Origin of the sequence: Hymenobacter sp. BT18, from assembly GCF_012273015.1 — a bacterium.
Classification (GTDB): Bacteria; Bacteroidota; Bacteroidia; order Cytophagales; family Hymenobacteraceae; genus Hymenobacter; species Hymenobacter lutimineralis.
In genome coordinates, this window is record NZ_CP050954.1 from 3,730,328 (window position 1) to 3,746,861 (window position 16,534).

Sequence of the window (16,534 nt, forward strand, 5' to 3'; positions counted from 1 at the left end):
TGGGCTGCCCGCCAAAAAAAGTGCCTAGCGCGTCAGGGCCTGCGAGTCGCTCAGGGCCAGCCGGTCGTTGAGCTGCCAGTTGAACGGCAGGAAACCGAACGTAGTACCGGCCGGCAGGGGCACGTGGGCATAGCGGTTGACGAAAGCCAGCAGCGCTTCCGGAGTAGAGCCAAAATCTGCCGCATACCAGTCAAACAAGCTCGACAGCTGCGGGGTGGGGCCCATTAGCTGGTTGGCCACCGGGTCGTTGAGGAACCGGCGCGTCTGCGCCTCCAGCTGCTGCTCCAGGCGGCTGCCTTCGTAGGCCTCGTTGAGCAGGGAGGGAGAGGATACGGCGGCCTGTACCAGGGCAAAGTGAATGCGCGCATCCGGGGTAGAACCGCGCAGAAACTGCTTTTCTATCTGGTTGAGCGAGTAGGTATTACCCCCTACGAAAACCACGGGCGCCTCCCAGGGCGAAAAGCTGCCGGTAGACTTGGATTTGATACGCGTATCGGTCAGGCTGTTGAGCGGGTAGTGCTGTAGGACCAGGTCCACTACGCTGGCGTTGTAGGCATTGATCCAGTAAGCCTTCACGTCATTGGGCTGCCAGGAAGCATCGGGGGCCGTAGCGTCCAGTAGCTCCAAGTATTCGGCCAGTTCGTCTTCATCGGCCCGGAAGCCGCGGTAGTCTACGCGCCCGTCGGCCAGCACATGGCGGGCCAGCAGCGAGTTCCATTGCGCATGGGAGGGCGGGGCACCGGCAAGGGCAGCCAGTGGCAACCAAAGCAGCAGGATAAAGCCGAAAAGGCCACCCATAGCGCGGAAACCCGGGGGGAGTGAAAACACAGGAAAAGGAGGCAACAGGTGTGGAAGGGCAGATGCTACCGGCAGCGCAGCCCACCGTCCCGACTGCTCGGGAATCTGGTGGGCCAGCACGTAGAAATAGCATTTCAAAAGTAACACTTCAGCACTTGCTACACAAGCATTTGGCCGATTCAGTGCCGCCGCTAGCCCGGCCGCCGGGATGCCAGGCTAGCGGCGGCTCACTACGGCTATGGGGTCGCCCACGCGCAGGGTGCCGCGGCCGGGTCCCGTTACATTCTGCCCAAACATGACCTTGTTGCCCTGGGTGCGGTAAGTGGCTAGCGTGCGCAGAGGTTCGGCGCTTTTCTGGGCGGTCTGCTGGTCGATAGTCGTCATGACGCAGCGGCCGCAAGGCCGCACTGCCCGGAAGGGCAGGCCGCCCACCTGAAACTCATGCCAGGCATCTTCTTCCCAGGCTGCGCCGCCGCTGAACACCAGGTTCGGCCGGAAGCGGTTCATAGGCACGGGCTCGGCCAGGCGGGTGTTCAGCTCCGCCAGGGCTTCGGTGCCGGCCAGCAGGAAAGGATAGCCATCGGCGAAGCTTACTACGGCGTCGGCGGGGTTGAGCTCGGGCTCTACGTTGCGCACGACCATATCCGACATATATACCAGGCGGCATTCCCGGCCCAGGGCTTCGCTCAGCCAAGCGTCGGCCTCAGGGGTACCGCGCCAGGCAAACACCATGTCGTCCCAGATGGTCACGAACAAGGTGCGCTCGGGCGTGGCCTCGAAGGGCACGTAGAGGGGCAGCAGCTCCGGCCGCTGCTGGTGGGTAAGCAGGAAGCCGTTGTACGCCGGCGAAACGTGCAGCAACGCCATGTCGGCGTGCTGGCGCTGGGTCATGAACTGGTTGCGGTGGTCTACGATCAGCCAGCGCCGGTCGTGGCGCAAGCCACGGGGCTCTATCTCCGCTTCCGCCACGCGGATGCCGCCCAGGGATTTTACGGGGTAGATGTACAGGTCGGAGAGCAGGAGGGGAGCGGCCATAAGGTAAAGGTAGCAGACCCGCGCTTGTGGCCGCACCCGGGGCAGGTTGTGGGCGCGAAAAAAGTGGCGTACTTGCGCCGCTTATCCATGCTATATGGCTGCTCCTGAATTACTCTGCCTGAACTGCGACCAGCCCCTGGAAGTGGGCCCCTACTGCGCCCACTGCGGGCAGCAGCGGCCGCACCGCCTCTCCGTGGGGCATGTGCTGCACGAACTCCTGCACGTATTCACCCACGCCGACAAAAGCATCTTTGGCTATGCGGGAATGGTGCTGACTCGTCCCGGCCAGCTGGTGCACGACTACCTGCGGGGCCGGCGCAAGCGGTACTTCAACCCGTTTCAGTTCCTGCTGATTACGGTTGGTATCGTAACGCTGCTGGCCAATGGGCTGCACTACTATGATTCCGTGGGCGACGCCGTGCAGCAGCAGATGAGTCGCCGGGTATCGGCCGTGCAGCTTCACCACGTGCAGACATATTTTCACGCTTTGGGGAAGTACTTTAACGTGTGGTGGCTGGCCCTGCTGCCCCCGCACGCCCTGCTGACGTGGCTGGTCTACCGACGGCGGGGCCTCAACTACGCCGAGGCCTTTCTGGTGCAGGTGGTGGTTAGCAGCGCGTATCAGGTGCTGCTGTTAGTACTCTTGCCAGTACTCACGTACCTGCCCTGGCGGGTGCCGGGCAGCAGCACGGCTATGTTGGGTGGCATCATCACCGTGCTGTACCTCACGCTGGTAGGCCGGCAGGGCTTTGGGCTCGGCTGGGCCGGGGCATTCTGGCGCGCGTTGGTGACGGGTATCCTCTATGCTGTCATCGACATCCTGCTTAATTACTTTGTTTTCAATTGGTACGTGTTCCGGTAACGTGCCCCTGGCAAAAAAGCAAAACGTCATGCCCGGGCATGACGTTTTGCTTTCGCAGGAATAGCCGGCCCAGACTGGCTTAGCCTATTTCTTCGGGGTGGCAGCGTCTTGCTGCTGGGCCAGGAGCACAGCCTGGTACAGGTTTACCAGGGCACCGGTGCTGGAAAGCGTGCTGAAGTCCACCAGCTTATCGGTGCCAGGCTGGCGTACCTGCAGCTTGGTGGGCACCGCCGACTGCATGATGATGCGCTTGAGGTCCTGGGCCGAGAGGCGGGGAAAATACGACTTGAGTACGGCCGCTATGCCCGCCACTACGGGGGCGGCCATGCTGGTGCCACTCAGGTTGCCGTACTGGCTGCCCGGCAGGGTGGAGTAGATCTGTACGCCCGGGGCAAACACGTCTACCTGCTGGGGGCTATAGTTGGAGAAGTCGGCTACCAGGTGCTCGTCGGCGGTGCGGGCCGCCGCGCCTACCGTGAGCAGATTGGCAAAAGGCTGACCGGCAATGGTGCGGGCGGCCGGGAACTGCGCCACCTGGTCGAGGTTGTTGGCTTCGTTGCCGGCGGAGTGTACCAGCAGCACGCCCTTGCTTTCGGCATACTTGATGGCGTCTTCTACGGCCTGGCGCTGGGGTGAGAAATACTTGCCAAAGCTCATGTTGATGATCTGCGCCCCGTTGTCCACGGCGTAGCGGATGGCGTTGGCAACGTCCTTGTCACGCTCGTCCCCGTTGGGTACAGCCCGCACGGCCATGATGCGCACGGGCCCACCGGCCACGCCCAGCACCCCCAGATTATTCTGGCGGTCGGCGGCAATGATGCCAGCCACGTGGGTGCCGTGCATGGGGTCGGGGCCCATCACGTCGCGGTTGCCGTAGCTGCGGTCCTTCGTGTCTTCGGGGTTGTCGCCCACGATGGTGCGCGGGTTGAAGGCCGGGTCGAGGGAAAACTCTACCAGGTTTTTGTTTTGCTCGTAGGCATCCTTCATTTCCGCCAGCACCGATTCCAGGTCGGGCTGGTCGTACTGGCGCAGGTTGAGGTAGTACATCAGGGCTACTTCGCGCAGCTGCTCATCCTGGGTCACGGGGTTGCGCAGGGTGGCCGTATCGAGGTGGGTGACGCCCAGCTCCTGGCGCAGCTTTTCGGCCAGCTGCTGGGTCTGCTCGTAAATCGGCTTGATTTGCGCGTACTGGGCGTGGTCCTGCTCGTAGTGCTCCTTGTAGGACTTTTTCACCTGCTGGTACAGGTCGTACTCCGCGCGTTTGGCCTCGGGCACGGCCGCGCGGGCTTTGCCGTCATACAGAGGCTTGAGCTTGGCGTAAAGGCGGGTATCCTCGTAGGATTCTACGTTCACGTTGCGGCCATCTTTGCCACCCAGGAAGTTCCAGCCGTACACGTCGTCCACGTAGCCGTTGCGGTCATCGTCTTTGCCATTGCCAGCAATTTCCTTGGCGTTGCGCCAGAGCACCCGCTTCAGGTCGGCGTGGGTGGTGTCGATGCCCCCGTCAATAACGGCCACCAGCACCGGGTTAGCCACCCGAGTGGTCAACAGCTCGCGGTAGGCCCGCTGGGCGCTGATGCCCTGCACGCCATCGGCTTTGGGGTCGAGCAGGTGCCATTGCACGGCGGCAGGCGCCGGGGCTACTGGCGCTGATGATTGGGCCTGGGAAAGAAAGGGCAGGGAAGAAAGGCCCAGTAAGCCAACGAAAAAGGGAATACGCATGCGAAGAAATCAATAAGGCAAACAGCCCCTGGCAAATTCGGGGCCGGGAAGATACGGGACACTACCGACGCGGCCATGCCGGGCAGGGTTGCCAGCTTCGGGTAGAAACCGCAGCCGGCGGCTAAGTGGTTCCGGGCCTTACCCCTCACAGCAGCTGTTTAGGAAGTGTCAGCCTGAGCATGTCGCGCATTAAGCTGCAAAGTGGCGTGCTGCGTTCTTCGCCCGCGCAACCTCGGCGGGCTTGGCGGGTTCTATACGGCCGAAGGGGAAACCCAATACCTTTACGCCCCCGCGTTCCTCTTAGCTTTCGTATGCGCATCCGCTTTACTTGCTTCCTTCATGCCGCCCTGCTGGCGGTTTTCATTACTAACTCATTCTCCGCCGCGGCCCAGGCGCCCAAAACCTGGACGTCGTCGGAGATACTGCTGGGGCTGAAGAAGCTGAACGTGCTGGGCTCGGCTCTGTACCTGGCCGCCCACCCCGACGACGAAAACACCCGCCTGATTGCCTACCTCGCCAACGGCCGCCTGGTGGAAACCGGCTACCTGAGCTGCACCCGTGGCGACGGGGGCCAGAACCTCATCGGCCCGGAGCTGCGCGAGCAGCTGGGCGTCATCCGCACCCAGGAGCTGCTGGCCGCCCGCCGCATTGATGGTGGCCGGCAGTTTTTCACCCGCGCCAACGACTTCGGCTTCTCCAAAACCCCGGAGGAAACCTTCACCATCTGGGACAAGGAACAGGTGCTGGCCGATATGGTGTGGGTTATCCGGCAGCGCCGCCCCGACGTGCTCATTACCCGCTTTCCGCCCGATGCCCGGGCAGGACACGGCCACCACACGGCCTCGGCCCTGCTAGCCATTGAGGCGTTTTCGGCCGCGGCCGACCCCAAGCGCTTCCCCGAGCAGCTGAAGTTTGTGCAGCCCTGGCAGGCCAAGCGCCTGGTCTGGAACACCGGCTCCTTTTTCGTGAAGCCCGGGGAGAACATGGACGGCTACCTCAAGCTCGATGCCGGCAGCTACAACCCGCTGCTGGGCCAGAGCTACGGAGAAATTGCGGCCCGCAGCCGCTCCCAGCATAAAAGCCAAGGCTTTGGCTCGGCCGCTACCCGCGGCGAGGCGCTGGAGTATTTCCAGCTGCTGAAAGGGGAGCCCGCCAAAACCGACCTGTTCGAGGGCGTGGACATGACCTGGAACCGGGTGCCCGGCGGCGCGGCCGTGGGCAAGCTGATTGATGAGGTGATTCGCAAGTACGACCCTAGCAACCCGAGTGCGAGTGTGGCGGGGCTGCTGAAAGTGCGGGAGGCTTTGAAAAAAATAAAAAACACCGAAGATCAAAAAGGTAATTCAATAGCAAATGTTGAATGGGATAATGATGGAGCTAGCAAGCAGCAAAAGGCTATTGACAACCTACCAAAGCCATTCGATACTTTTTGGATTTTAAATAAGCTTGAAGCAGTAGAAACGCTAATTAAGGGAGACTTAGGTTTACACCTTGATGCAATAGCATCTGAAGCCACCACAACTACAGGTAGTGCTATCAATCTTGTTGTTGAGGCGGCTAATCGTTCGTCAATACCCGTGGTTTGGAGAAGGAGCAATGTGCGAGGGTATAATGTTAGCGATACAACAATTAACCGTTCTTTAGCTCAAGGAGTAGTTGTGCAGCTTCGTCAAACTGTTGTTAGTGGAGATATGGCTTTGTCCCAACCTTATTGGCTGCAATTTCCAGGCACAACAGGAATGTATATGTTACCCGGGGCGCTTAGGTTAGCAAGTAGTCCAAGCAATAAAATCAAAGGAGTTGATCCTGCAATGGCAGTGGTACGTCAAGAGGACTTAATAGGGCTCCCAGAAAACCCAGCCCACCTGAGTGTGACATTTGAACTTAATGTTGCTGGCTCACCAATTTCGTTTAAAGTCCCCGTCCAATACAAAAGCACCGACCCAGTAGAAGGGGAGAAGTACCGCCCGCTGACGGTGGTGCCGCCAGTGGCCGTGAACATCGGTGGGCGGGCCTACGTGTTTGCCGATAACCAGCCCAAAACGGTGCCGGTAACCTTGCGCGCCGGCAAAGCGGGCGTGAAGGGCAGCGTGGCCCTTACCCTGCCCGCGGGCTGGAAGGCCGAGCCTGCCAGCATCTCCTTCGAACTGGCTGCCAAAGACGCCGACCAGACGGTGTATTTCCAGGTGCAGCCCGGCGCGGGTGCGGCCGAGGGCAAAGCCGAGCTGCGGGCCGTAGCTACCGTGGACGGCCAGCAATACACGCGCGGTATCCAGACCATTCAGTACAACCACATTCCTACCCAAACGCTGTTTCCCGAGGCCGTGGCCCCGCTCGTGAAGCTCAATCTCAAGCGCAAGGGCCAGGAAATCGGCTACCTCATGGGCGCCGGCGACGAGGTGCCCGACGCCCTGCGCCAGGTGGGCTACACTGTCACCCTGCTCAAGCCCGAGGACATCACGGAGGAGCGCCTGCGCCGCTTCGATGCCGTGGTGCTGGGCGTGCGCGCCTACAATACCGTGGACCGCCTCCGCTCTTTGCAGCCCACGCTGCTGCGTTACGTGGAGCAGGGCGGCAACCTGGTAGTGCAGTACGTGGTGAACCGCGGCACCGTGCTCCCCGAAATCGGCCCGTACCCGCTCACGCTCTCCAACGACCGGGTGACGGTGGAAAACGCGCCCGTCACGCTGCTGAACCCCAAGCAGCCGTTGCTGAACACGCCCAACAAGATTACCGCCCAGGATTTTGAGGGCTGGGTGCAGGAGCAGGGCCTCTACTACCCCAGCAAGTGGGACCCCAAGTACCAGACCGTCATCAGCAGCCACGACCCCGGCGAGCCGGCCAAGGAAAGCGCCATCCTCGTCGCCGACTACGGCAAGGGCCACTATATCTACACCGGCCTGAGCTTTTTCCGGGAGCTGCCCGCCGGTGTGCCCGGTGCCTACCGCTTGCTTACGAATATGGTGTCGTTGGGGAAGAAGTAGGGCGTGCGTCATGCCGAGTGAAGCGAGGCATCTCGCGTGCTGACGTTGCCAAAGTAACTGTCATGCTGAGCTTGTCGAAGCATCTCTACCGCTTTGTTAGGTTACTATTACAACGAAGCGGTAGAGATGCTTCGACAAGCTCAGCATGACGTGCTTTAGTAATGAAGCTCCTGATTAATACCTAAACAACGCATAAACCACCCCGCCCTTCGGGCACCCCTCCTTCAAAAAGGAGGGGAACACCGCAAAGCTCCACTCATGCCCGTTTCGCCAATGCCGCCACCTTCCGATAAACCGCCGTTGCTGCCTTCGTGGCGGGCCTGGTACTGGCTGGTGCTGGGGGCACTGGCGGTAGAAGTGGCCTTCTTCACCTACCTCACCCGCAGCTTCGCCCCATGAGTTTCCTCGACTGGCTGGTGCTGGGTGGCACGCTGCTGTTTATTGTGGGCTACGGCACCTGGCGCACCCGGCGGGCGGGCAACTCCCTGGATGGCTATCTGCTGGGCGGGCGGCAGGCGCGGTGGTGGGGCGTGGGGCTGAGCATTATGGCCACCCAGGCCTCGGCCGTCACGTTTCTGAGCTTGCCCGGTCAGGCCTACGCCGACGGGATGCGCTTTATCCAGTTCTACTTCGGGCTGCCGCTGGCCATGGTGCTCATTGCGGTAGTGGCCGTGCCCATCTACAGCCGGCTGGGCGTATACACCGCCTATGAGTTCCTGCAAACCCGCTTTGATAGGCGCACCCGCACGCTGGCGGCGGGCTTGTTTCTGGTGCAGCGGGGCTTCAGCAACGGCCTGAGCTTATACGCCCCGGCGCTGGTACTGTCAGCCATTCTGGGCTGGGATACCACGCTCACGGTCTGCCTGCTGGGCGCGGTCATGATTACCTACACAGTGAGCGGAGGCACCCGCGCTGTTACGGTCACGCAGCAAGGGCAGATGGCCGTTATCTTCACCGGCATGGTGGTGGCGGGCTACCTGCTGGTGCACTACCTGCCGGCGGGCGTGGGCTTCACCGATGCCCTGCACGTGGCCGGCCGCATGGGCAAGCTCAACCTGGTCGATTTTAACTTTGACTGGGAAAACCGCTACAACTTTTGGACCGGTATGACGGGCGGCCTGTTTCTGGCCCTGTCCTACTTCGGCACCGACCAAAGCCAGGTGCAGCGGTATCTGTCGGGGCAAAGCGTTACGCAAAGCCGGCTGGGCTTGCTGCTGAACGGGCTGGTGAAGGTGCCCATGCAGTTCGGAATTCTGCTGATTGGGGTGCTGCTGTTCGTGTTCTACCTGTTTCAGCCCGCCCCGCTGTCCTTCAACCGGCCGGTGTACGAGCAGGTACGCCTGAGCTCCGCCGCCGCCCCCGAAATGACGCGCCTGGAAAAGGAATACGCCCAGGTGCAGCAGGCCCAGCAGGAAGCCGCCACGGCCCTGGTAGCCGCCCGCCACGCCCAGGATGCGCCCTCGCAGGCCCAGGCTGAGCAGCGCCTGCAAACCACCCAGGCCGCCGCCGCCGGCCTCCGCACCGACTGGAAAGCCCTGGTCCAGCGCACCGCCCCCACCGCCGACGCGAAAGACACCGACTACGTGTTCCTGAGCTTTGTGCTGCGCTACCTGCCCCAGGGCGTAGTGGGACTGCTGCTGGCCGTGGTGCTGAGTGCCGCCCTGGGCAGCGCCAGCAGCGGCCTTAACTCCCTCGGTTCCACTACCGTCATCGACCTGTACCGCCCGTTCACGCGCCGCCCGCTGGCCCTTTGCACCGATAAGCACCTGGTGCGCGTGTCGCGCGGGGCCACGGTGGGGTGGGGGCTGCTGGGGGTGGGCTTTGCCTTGTTCGCGGCCCGCATGGAAAACCTGATTCAGGCCGTGAACATCCTGGGGTCTTTGTTTTACGGGACCATCCTGGGCATTTTCGCGGTGGCCTTCTTTCAGAAGCACGTGCACGGCCGGGCCGTGTTTTGGGCGGCAATGATAACGCAGGTGGCCACGCTGCTGGCCTTCTGGCTCACTGATATTGCCTACCTGTGGTACAACGTGCTGGGCTGCTTTCTGGTGATGGGGCTGGCCGAACTGCTGGAGCGGACTTCATCTTCCAGCTCAAGTGGGCCTCTCTCTCCGGCGGATACAGGAAGCCAGCCGAATTGATAACGGCGCCAGGTCGGTGGTTTATGCTTCCAGACTGATGATCATGCCGGGCAGTTTCCAGGCATGAAAAAGCCCGCAGACTAGGTAGTCTGTGGGCTTTTTGTCAGGATAGTGGTAGCTGGATTAGAGCTTGCCTTCCTTTTTGGCCTGCACCATCAACTGGTCGTTCATCACGGCGTAGTCGTTGTTTTTGGCGTCGAGGGCCAGCTTTTTCGACTGCTCAGCGGCCGTTACGGCGCCTTTGTAGTCTTTCATTTTCAGGCGAATCTTGGCTTCCGTGTGCACGTTCCAGAACTTGGGGTCGGTGGCGTTGGCCTTTTGTAGCCAGGCCAGGGCCTGCTTCAGGTCCTTGTTGTTGTCGTAGTAGTACGCGGCGGCGGCGGCCAGGTCATTGGCGTTGGGCGAGGCGTTCTTCACTACTTTCTCGTCGATCTGCGCCATTACCTTCGACTCAACATCGGAGGATATTTTGAACTTGGCACCCGTCAGTTCCCACTCCAGGGCCACGTTGGCCGTAGCGGGGGTGAGGTCGGTGAAGTTGATGGTGAAGGTTTCGACTTTGGCGGGCAGCTTGGTGGTTTTCACCGTGAAACGAGCCACGTCCTCGTCGTCCTTGAAGGCGTCCACGTCGGCGCCCATCTTGGTGCTTTTGTTGAGCACTACAATCCATTCGCCCTTTTTGGGGATGGTGTAGATACCGTATTCACCGGCCGGCACTTTCTTGCCTTCGATGGTTACCTCGTCCGAGAACTTAATGCTGGTGGTGGCATTGGCGCCGGTGCGCCAGCGTTTGTCGAAAGGCACCAGCCCCCCGAAGACGGCGCGGCCTTTGGCGCTGGGGCGGGAGTAGGTGATGGTTACGTCGGTGAGGCCTACGCGCTGCTGCACGGTGCTCTTGGGCGAAGCGGCGGGCGTGCTCAGTTGGGCCTGGGCCGAGGAAATAGTCAGGACAAACGCGCCAGCCAGGGCAGTGCCGGCCAGCAAAGTGTTACGGGAAATAGCGTACATGGAAACGGGTGAAGTGGGGTTGATACGTGTGGTAAAAGTACGGCTTTCGGGGTGCCACAAAAGCTATAACACCACAAAGCCGCCAACAAGAATCCGGCATCTGCTTTGCGAAAAGCAGATGCCGGATTTAGCTAAGCTCAAACTGGAGCTTGAGCAGATTGGCGTAGAGGCCGTTTTCGTTGTCGCTGAGTTCTTCGTGGGAGCCTTGCTCCACGATGCGGCCCCCGTCGATAACCAGGATTTTGTCCACTTTGCGGATGGTGCTCAGGCGGTGCGCGATGATGATGCTGGTGCGGTTCTGCATGAGCTCATCCATGGCGCTTTGTACTAGCTTTTCGCTTTCCGAGTCGAGGGCAGAGGTGGCCTCGTCGAGGAGCAGGATGGCGGGGTTTTTCAGGATGGCGCGGGCAATGGCTACGCGCTGGCGCTGCCCACCCGAAAGCTTCACGCCCCGTTCGCCCACTACCGTATCCAGCCCCTCGGGGAAGGAACTGATGAACTGCCAGGCGTTGGCCCGCTGGGCCGCGTCGATAACGTCGGCGTCGGGGGCGCCGGGGCGGCCGTAGAGAATGTTTTCGCGGATGGTGCCGCCGAACAGCATGGTTTCCTGGGGTACAATGCCGATGTGCTGGCGCAGCTCGGTCAGGTCCAGGGAGTTAATGTCGTGCCCGTCGATGCTGATGCGACCCCCACTGAGCTCGTAAATGTGCATGAGCAGCTGCACGATGGTGCTTTTGCCCGCGCCCGAAGGCCCTACCAGCGCTACCTTCTCTCCAGCTTCGATGCTAAAGCTGATGTCCTTAAGCACCGGCAGATCGGGGCGGGTGGGGTAGCGGAACTCCACGTGGTCGTACGCAATGTTGCCGTGCAGGCGCAGGGGCGGCGTGCCGGCCAAGCGTGGTTGGTGCACGGGCTCGGAGGTTTCATCCAGGATTTCCAGGATGCGTTCCGAGGCACCCAGGCTGCTTTGAATCTTGCCGTACATTTCCCCCAGCCCGGCTACCGAGGCGCCAATGAACATGGTGTAGAGAATGAACGCAACCAGGTCGCCCATATCCAGGTGACGGGGGTCGGTGAGGGGCAGCTCCACGTAGGTAGCGCCCCGCCAGAGCACCAGAAAGATGCCGCCAAAGATGGCCACGATGATAAAGGACACGAAGCCCCCGCGGTACAAGCTCGATTTTAGGGCAGCCTGCACGGTGCGGCTCAGGCCGGTGCCGTAGCGGGCTACCTCGTTTAGCTCGCTGGTAAAAGCCTTCACGGAGCTAATACCCTGCAGCGTTTCCTCCACAATGACGTTGGTTTTGGCTAGCTCATCCTGGGTTTGCTTGGAAAGCTTGCGGATGCTGCGCCCAAACAAAAAGGCCAGCAGCACCAGGGGTGGAAACGTGGCCAGCATAAACAACGACAGCCGCCACGACTGCCACATAATGAAGCCCACACCGGCCAGCAGGGTTAGAATCTGCCGGATAAACTCCGCCAGCGTAAGCGTAAACGTATCCTGGATGTTGGCCACGTCAGAAGTCAGACGGGAGGTGATTTCGCCCACCCGGCGCTGCTCAAAAAACGGAATGGGCAGCGTGACGAGCTTCTGATAGAGCGTGCGGCGAATGTCGCGCACCGTAAACTCGCTTACCCGCGAGAAAAAGTAAATCCGGAAAAAGGAAAAAATGCCCTGCAGCAGCACCACGCCAAATAGCACCGCCGCAATGCCGGTGATAGTAGAGGGCACGAAGGCCGGCAGCTTGCTGGTCTGGTGGTTGGCGATATTGACGAGGTAGCCTAGCATCTTGGGCATCACCATCGTGGAAACGCTGCTGAGCAGCAGCAGCAGCAGGCCCGCTATAAAGGGAACCTTGTACGGCAGCACAAAACGGAATATCCGCAGGCCTCGCTCAAAATGTTCTTTCGTAAGCTTGACCTTGGGGACATCGACCCCCGTTTGGCCACTGGTATTCATTCCGCTTCTGGCTGCCATTCTACTGTGTTAGAGCTTAGATAGGAGAACTGAGAACTTAGAACAGAGAACTTAGAAGGGAGATTTTTGAGTGGGGCACTGCCGCTAAGCACCAGCGTCTCACTTCGGGTGTCGCACTTCTAAGGTCTCACATCTAGGTTCTAGCTTCTCCCTTCTAGGTTCTAAAGACTCGTTTACTCAAATTTTACTTTACCCTTTTCAATTTCCAGGTTGGCCGCCGAGCCGAAGGTGAAGGGCAGCTGCACTGGCATAGCCAGGGTTTCGCCCTTGCGCTTGGCTGGCAGCCAGGCGGGCATCATCTGCAGCACGCGCAGGGCCTCGGCGTCGCACTCCGGCGTGAGACCCTGAATGATGTGCGGATCCGTCACGCGCCCATCGGCCTCCACCCGGAAGCCCAGCAGCACCTGCCCGGTAACGCCCTTGGTCCGCGCAGCTTCTGGATACTGGATGTTCATTTGCAGAAACTCGCCCAGGGCCTCGGCCCCGCCCGGGAACTTGGGCAATACATCGGGCCGGTTAGCGGAGGAGTGGCGCGGCACGCCCCGCTGGCCGGGTTTCAGCACCGTAGTTTGCTGGGCCCGGCCCACCTGGGCCGAAGCTACGAGCAACAAGATGAAGAACAGATGTTTCATGGCAAACAGGGCAATAAGGAGTGCAAAGGTACACCGCTTACCCTAACCGCGGGCTACCCGGCGGGGTTCAATTCGGCGGCCGTGCGGGGGCGGGAAATGGCCAGCAGCCCCAGGAAGGTAATCAGCCCGTTAAGCATCAGAATCTCAAAGCCGAACTTGTAGCCCCACCACGTCTCGGAGTGCTCGTTGATAAACCACGTCAGGAGCGGAGCCGCTACGCACACGGGCAGCACCAGCCGGTCGTGCAGGCCCCGGCGGGTGAAGATGCCAAAGGAAAACAGCCCCAGCAGGGGGCCGTAGGTGTAGCCCGCCGCCTTAAACACGGAGGTGATAACGCTCTGGTCGTTGATGGCCCGAAAAATCAGGATGATGATGATCAGCACGATGCTGAAGCCGAAGTGCGTGAGGTGGCGCAGCCGCTTCTGGCGTTGCTCGTCGTACTGCTGGATGTCGAGCATATCCACGCAAAACGAGGTAGTGAGGGCCGTCAGGGCCGAGTCGGCGGAGGCGTAGGTGACGGCAATGATGCCCAGGATGAACACGATGCCCGCAAACAGGGAGAAGTGGTTGGTGGCCAGCAGCGGAAACACATTGTCGCCGATAACCTTGCCGGTAGCCGGGTTGGTAGGCAACTGAATGCCCTTGGCGGCGGCAAACTGGTAGAGCAGCACGCCCAGCGACAGGAAGAAGACATTCACCACCACAATGGCCAGCGTAAACCAGAACATGTTTTTCTGGGCATCGGGCAGGGAGCGGCAGCTCAGGTTTTTCTGCATCATGTCCTGGTCGAGGCCCGTCATGACGATGGTGATGAAGGCGCCCGAGGCAAACTGCTTCCAGAAGAACTTGTCGTCCTTGGGGTCGGAGAAGTAAATCTGCGACATGGTGCTTTCCTTCACCGTTTTCACCAGGCCAGCAAAGCCCAGGTTCAGCTCATCGGCCATCAGGTAGATGCTCACGCCCACGCACAGCAACATGGCCATGGTCTGGAAAGTATCGGTCCAGAGGATGGTTTTGAGCCCCCCGCGGAAGGTATACAGGTAAATCAGCAAGATGCTGATGGTGACCGTGACGGCAAACGGCACGCCCAGCCCATCGAACACGGCCAGCTGCAGCACACCCGCCACCAGAAACAGCCGGAAGGCCGCGCCCACAGCCCGGGAAATCAGGAAAAACAATGCCCCGGTTTTGTAGCTCCAGAACCCGAACCGCTGCTCCAGGTAGGTGTAGATGCTCACCAGCCGCAGCCGGTAGTAGAGCGGCATGAGCACGGTGCCAATGACGAGGTAGCCCACAATGTAGCCCAGCACCACGGCCATGTAGCTCCAGCTTTGGGAGGCCACCATGCCGGGAATGGAAATAAACGTGACGCCCGACAGGGAGGTGCCAATCATGGCAAAGGCCACCATGTACCAGGGCGCGTTGCGGTTGGCAATGAAGAACGACTCGCTTGTGGCCTTGCGCGAGGTCAGAATTGAGATGATGATGAGAACAACGAAGTAGCCCGCAATCAGGCTAAGCACGAGGGTAGGAGACATGGTTGGGCTATTAGCTTTTGGCTGATGGCGGTTGGGCTTTTCGTTCGAGCCTGCCAGATGGCACCGAGTAGCTTGGATAAAGCCACCAACAACTACCAAAGCTAACAGCCATCGGCTAATAGCTAACAGCTTTTTTCTCACTCCCGGTCCTGCCAGCGTACCACCCGCCGCACCACGGGACGGGAGTAGTAGGCCTGGCAAAAAGCACAGGAGGAAAGCTTATAGCAAATTGCCGGGTTTTACTAAGCTCTTTCGGGGAAAAGAAAGCGGCGCCTAGTTTATGCATTTGAAAACGCACAATTTTAGGCCCTATTGCTTCTATCATCTTATTGTATACCTGCATCAGAAATATAGCGGCAATTCAGTAGTGCTTCATCTTCAGCTATAGCATATGAAAAAACACCTCTACTCCCTTCTGGTATTGTTGCTGCCGGCCGTTGCCTGGGCCCAGCCTACCCGCCCCGCCGCCCATTTACTTGGGCAGGAACAACCGGCCGGCCCTGGCGCTCTTGCCCGGTCTGCCACGGAAAAGCAGGTCGCCCGTACCCGCATAGTTTACACCTGGGATGCTGCCACGGGTAACTGGTCTGCCCAGCCCACCAAATCCACCATCACGTACACCAGCCAGGGGTACCTGGACCGGATACTGACGGTGGATTCGGCCACGAGCCAGGCCGTTTCCCGGGGGCAATATACCCGCAACAGCAATGGGTACGTGACCAAGTATCTACGGGAAGCGTGGGTGAATGGCCGCTGGCAGAACGAGGTGCAGTACGTGCAAGCCTACGACGACAAAAACCGCTATACCGACTTCCTGCAGCAGAAATGGACGAACGGGGCCTGGCAAAATGACTACCAGGATAAGCAGCAATACGATTACTACGGCAATAGCACCAATGAACACTACCAGGTATGGGAAAACAATGCCTGGCAGACCTATTACCACGTGCGCAATGCCTATTCCTACAACAGTGCCGGGAATATCACGGAAAAAACGGTGGACGAATGGCAGTACGGCATGGCCGCCGATGCTACTGTGCCGGCCCGCCGCTACGTATACACCTACGCTGATGCTACCTCCAAAAACTACTCCGAGCAGCTGTACCAAGTCTGGAATCAAAACAGCTACGCTGATGCTTCCAAGATAGATAACATCGTTTGGGATGCCAGTAACCGGATGACCTCCTCCATTGGCTCCAACTGGGCGAACAACACCTGGACGCCCACCAACCGCGTTACTACAGTATTTGGCAGCGGCTCCGGGAGCAGCCTGGGCTATGAGCGCCTGACCGAGAACTTCCTGGACAGCCAGTGGCAGAATAGCCTGCGCAGCGCCCAGCGCTACGACAAATACAACAACTACCTGGGGAATACTTATGAGCGGTGGACTGCCAATGCCTGGATGCAGACTTCCGGCAGCAGCTACACCCTTGCCTACAACAGCAACACCGACGTGAAAGCGTCGGTGTACAAGATCTACCAAAACGCTCAGGGCGGCTTTGTCAACCAAACGAAAACCAGCTTCAAAGACTTTGCTGTCGTCACGGCCGCTGCCAGCGTGGCCGCTTTGCCAACCAGCGCCCTGCAGGTTTATCCCAACCCCACCAGCGGTAAGGTGCAGCTGAGTCTGGCTTCCTGGTCGGCCAAACACGCACCCGTGCAGGGGGAGCTGATCAACAGCCTGGGCAAAGTGGTACAGACAATGCAGCTCGTACCCCGGCAGGGGGTGGCGACGCACGAGCTCAACCTAAGTGCGCTGACCAGCGGGGTATACCTGCTCCGTCTGCGTACGAGCGAAGGCACCGTAACGCAGCGTATAGTACGCGAGTAACGCCG

The 16,534-nt window shown here is 60.1% G+C and carries 12 protein-coding genes; 5 read left to right on the forward strand and 7 right to left on the reverse strand.

Going from position 1 to position 16,534, the window contains the following annotated elements; translation table 11 throughout:
* Positions 1 to 24: 24 nt before the first annotated feature.
* Positions 25 to 828 carry a DUF547 domain-containing protein gene (locus tag HER32_RS16055; protein WP_168682587.1) on the reverse strand — a complete coding sequence of 268 codons (804 nt, stop codon included), beginning with the start codon at positions 826 to 828 and terminating at the stop codon, positions 25 to 27.
* Between the two features lie 186 nt (positions 829 to 1,014).
* Entirely contained in the window at positions 1,015 to 1,833 is an 819-nt protein-coding gene (locus tag HER32_RS16060; RefSeq protein ID WP_168682588.1) for an MOSC domain-containing protein, read from the reverse strand.
* A 94-nt stretch (positions 1,834 to 1,927) separates the two neighbouring features.
* On the opposite strand from HER32_RS16060, the gene HER32_RS16065 reads away from it, so the two are divergent.
* On the forward strand, positions 1,928 to 2,695 hold the full coding sequence (locus HER32_RS16065) for a DUF3667 domain-containing protein (RefSeq protein WP_168682589.1): 768 nt from the start codon (positions 1,928 to 1,930) through the stop codon (positions 2,693 to 2,695).
* A gap of 84 nt (positions 2,696 to 2,779) precedes the next feature.
* On the opposite strand, the gene HER32_RS16070 is transcribed toward HER32_RS16065, so the two are convergent.
* Positions 2,780 to 4,417, reverse strand: coding sequence for a S8 family peptidase (locus HER32_RS16070; RefSeq protein ID WP_168682590.1), 1,638 nt, complete (start codon positions 4,415 to 4,417; stop codon positions 2,780 to 2,782).
* Between the two features lie 311 nt (positions 4,418 to 4,728).
* Between HER32_RS16070 and HER32_RS16075 the strand changes: the two genes are divergently transcribed.
* The 3 genes from HER32_RS16075 to HER32_RS16085 all read left to right on the forward strand — a co-directional run bounded on the left by HER32_RS16075 (position 4,729) and on the right by HER32_RS16085 (position 9,542).
* The gene (locus tag HER32_RS16075) at positions 4,729 to 7,401 is read left to right on the forward strand and encodes a PIG-L family deacetylase (protein ID WP_168682591.1); all 2,673 of its coding nucleotides are present in this window, start codon (positions 4,729 to 4,731) and stop codon (positions 7,399 to 7,401) included.
* 258 nt (positions 7,402 to 7,659) lie between these two features.
* Positions 7,660 to 7,800, forward strand: coding sequence for a hypothetical protein (locus HER32_RS16080; protein WP_168682592.1), 141 nt, complete (start codon positions 7,660 to 7,662; stop codon positions 7,798 to 7,800).
* Positions 7,797 to 9,542 carry a sodium:solute symporter gene (locus HER32_RS16085; protein ID WP_168682593.1) on the forward strand — a complete coding sequence of 582 codons (1,746 nt, stop codon included), beginning with the start codon at positions 7,797 to 7,799 and terminating at the stop codon, positions 9,540 to 9,542. Before HER32_RS16080 ends, HER32_RS16085 begins: the two co-directional genes overlap by 4 nt.
* A gap of 123 nt (positions 9,543 to 9,665) precedes the next feature.
* Here HER32_RS16085 and HER32_RS16090 read toward each other — a convergent pair whose 3' ends face one another.
* The 4 genes from HER32_RS16090 to HER32_RS16105 form a co-directional block, all read right to left on the reverse strand.
* Positions 9,666 to 10,550 carry a DUF2911 domain-containing protein gene (locus HER32_RS16090; RefSeq protein WP_168682595.1) on the reverse strand — a complete coding sequence of 295 codons (885 nt, stop codon included), beginning with the start codon at positions 10,548 to 10,550 and terminating at the stop codon, positions 9,666 to 9,668.
* A 127-nt stretch (positions 10,551 to 10,677) separates the two neighbouring features.
* Positions 10,678 to 12,420 carry an ABC transporter ATP-binding protein gene (locus HER32_RS16095; protein WP_410503880.1) on the reverse strand — a complete coding sequence of 581 codons (1,743 nt, stop codon included), beginning with the start codon at positions 12,418 to 12,420 and terminating at the stop codon, positions 10,678 to 10,680.
* A 281-nt stretch (positions 12,421 to 12,701) separates the two neighbouring features.
* On the reverse strand, positions 12,702 to 13,160 hold the full coding sequence (locus HER32_RS16100; RefSeq protein WP_168682597.1) for an energy transducer TonB: 459 nt from the start codon (positions 13,158 to 13,160) through the stop codon (positions 12,702 to 12,704).
* Positions 13,161 to 13,213: 53 nt separating this feature from the next.
* Complete coding sequence (locus tag HER32_RS16105; RefSeq protein WP_168682598.1) at positions 13,214 to 14,698, reverse strand: sodium:solute symporter; 1,485 nt, start codon at positions 14,696 to 14,698, stop codon at positions 13,214 to 13,216.
* 391 nt (positions 14,699 to 15,089) lie between these two features.
* Between HER32_RS16105 and HER32_RS16110 the strand changes: the two genes are divergently transcribed.
* Complete coding sequence (locus HER32_RS16110; protein ID WP_168682599.1) at positions 15,090 to 16,529, forward strand: T9SS type A sorting domain-containing protein; 1,440 nt, start codon at positions 15,090 to 15,092, stop codon at positions 16,527 to 16,529.
* Positions 16,530 to 16,534 lie beyond the last annotated feature (5 nt).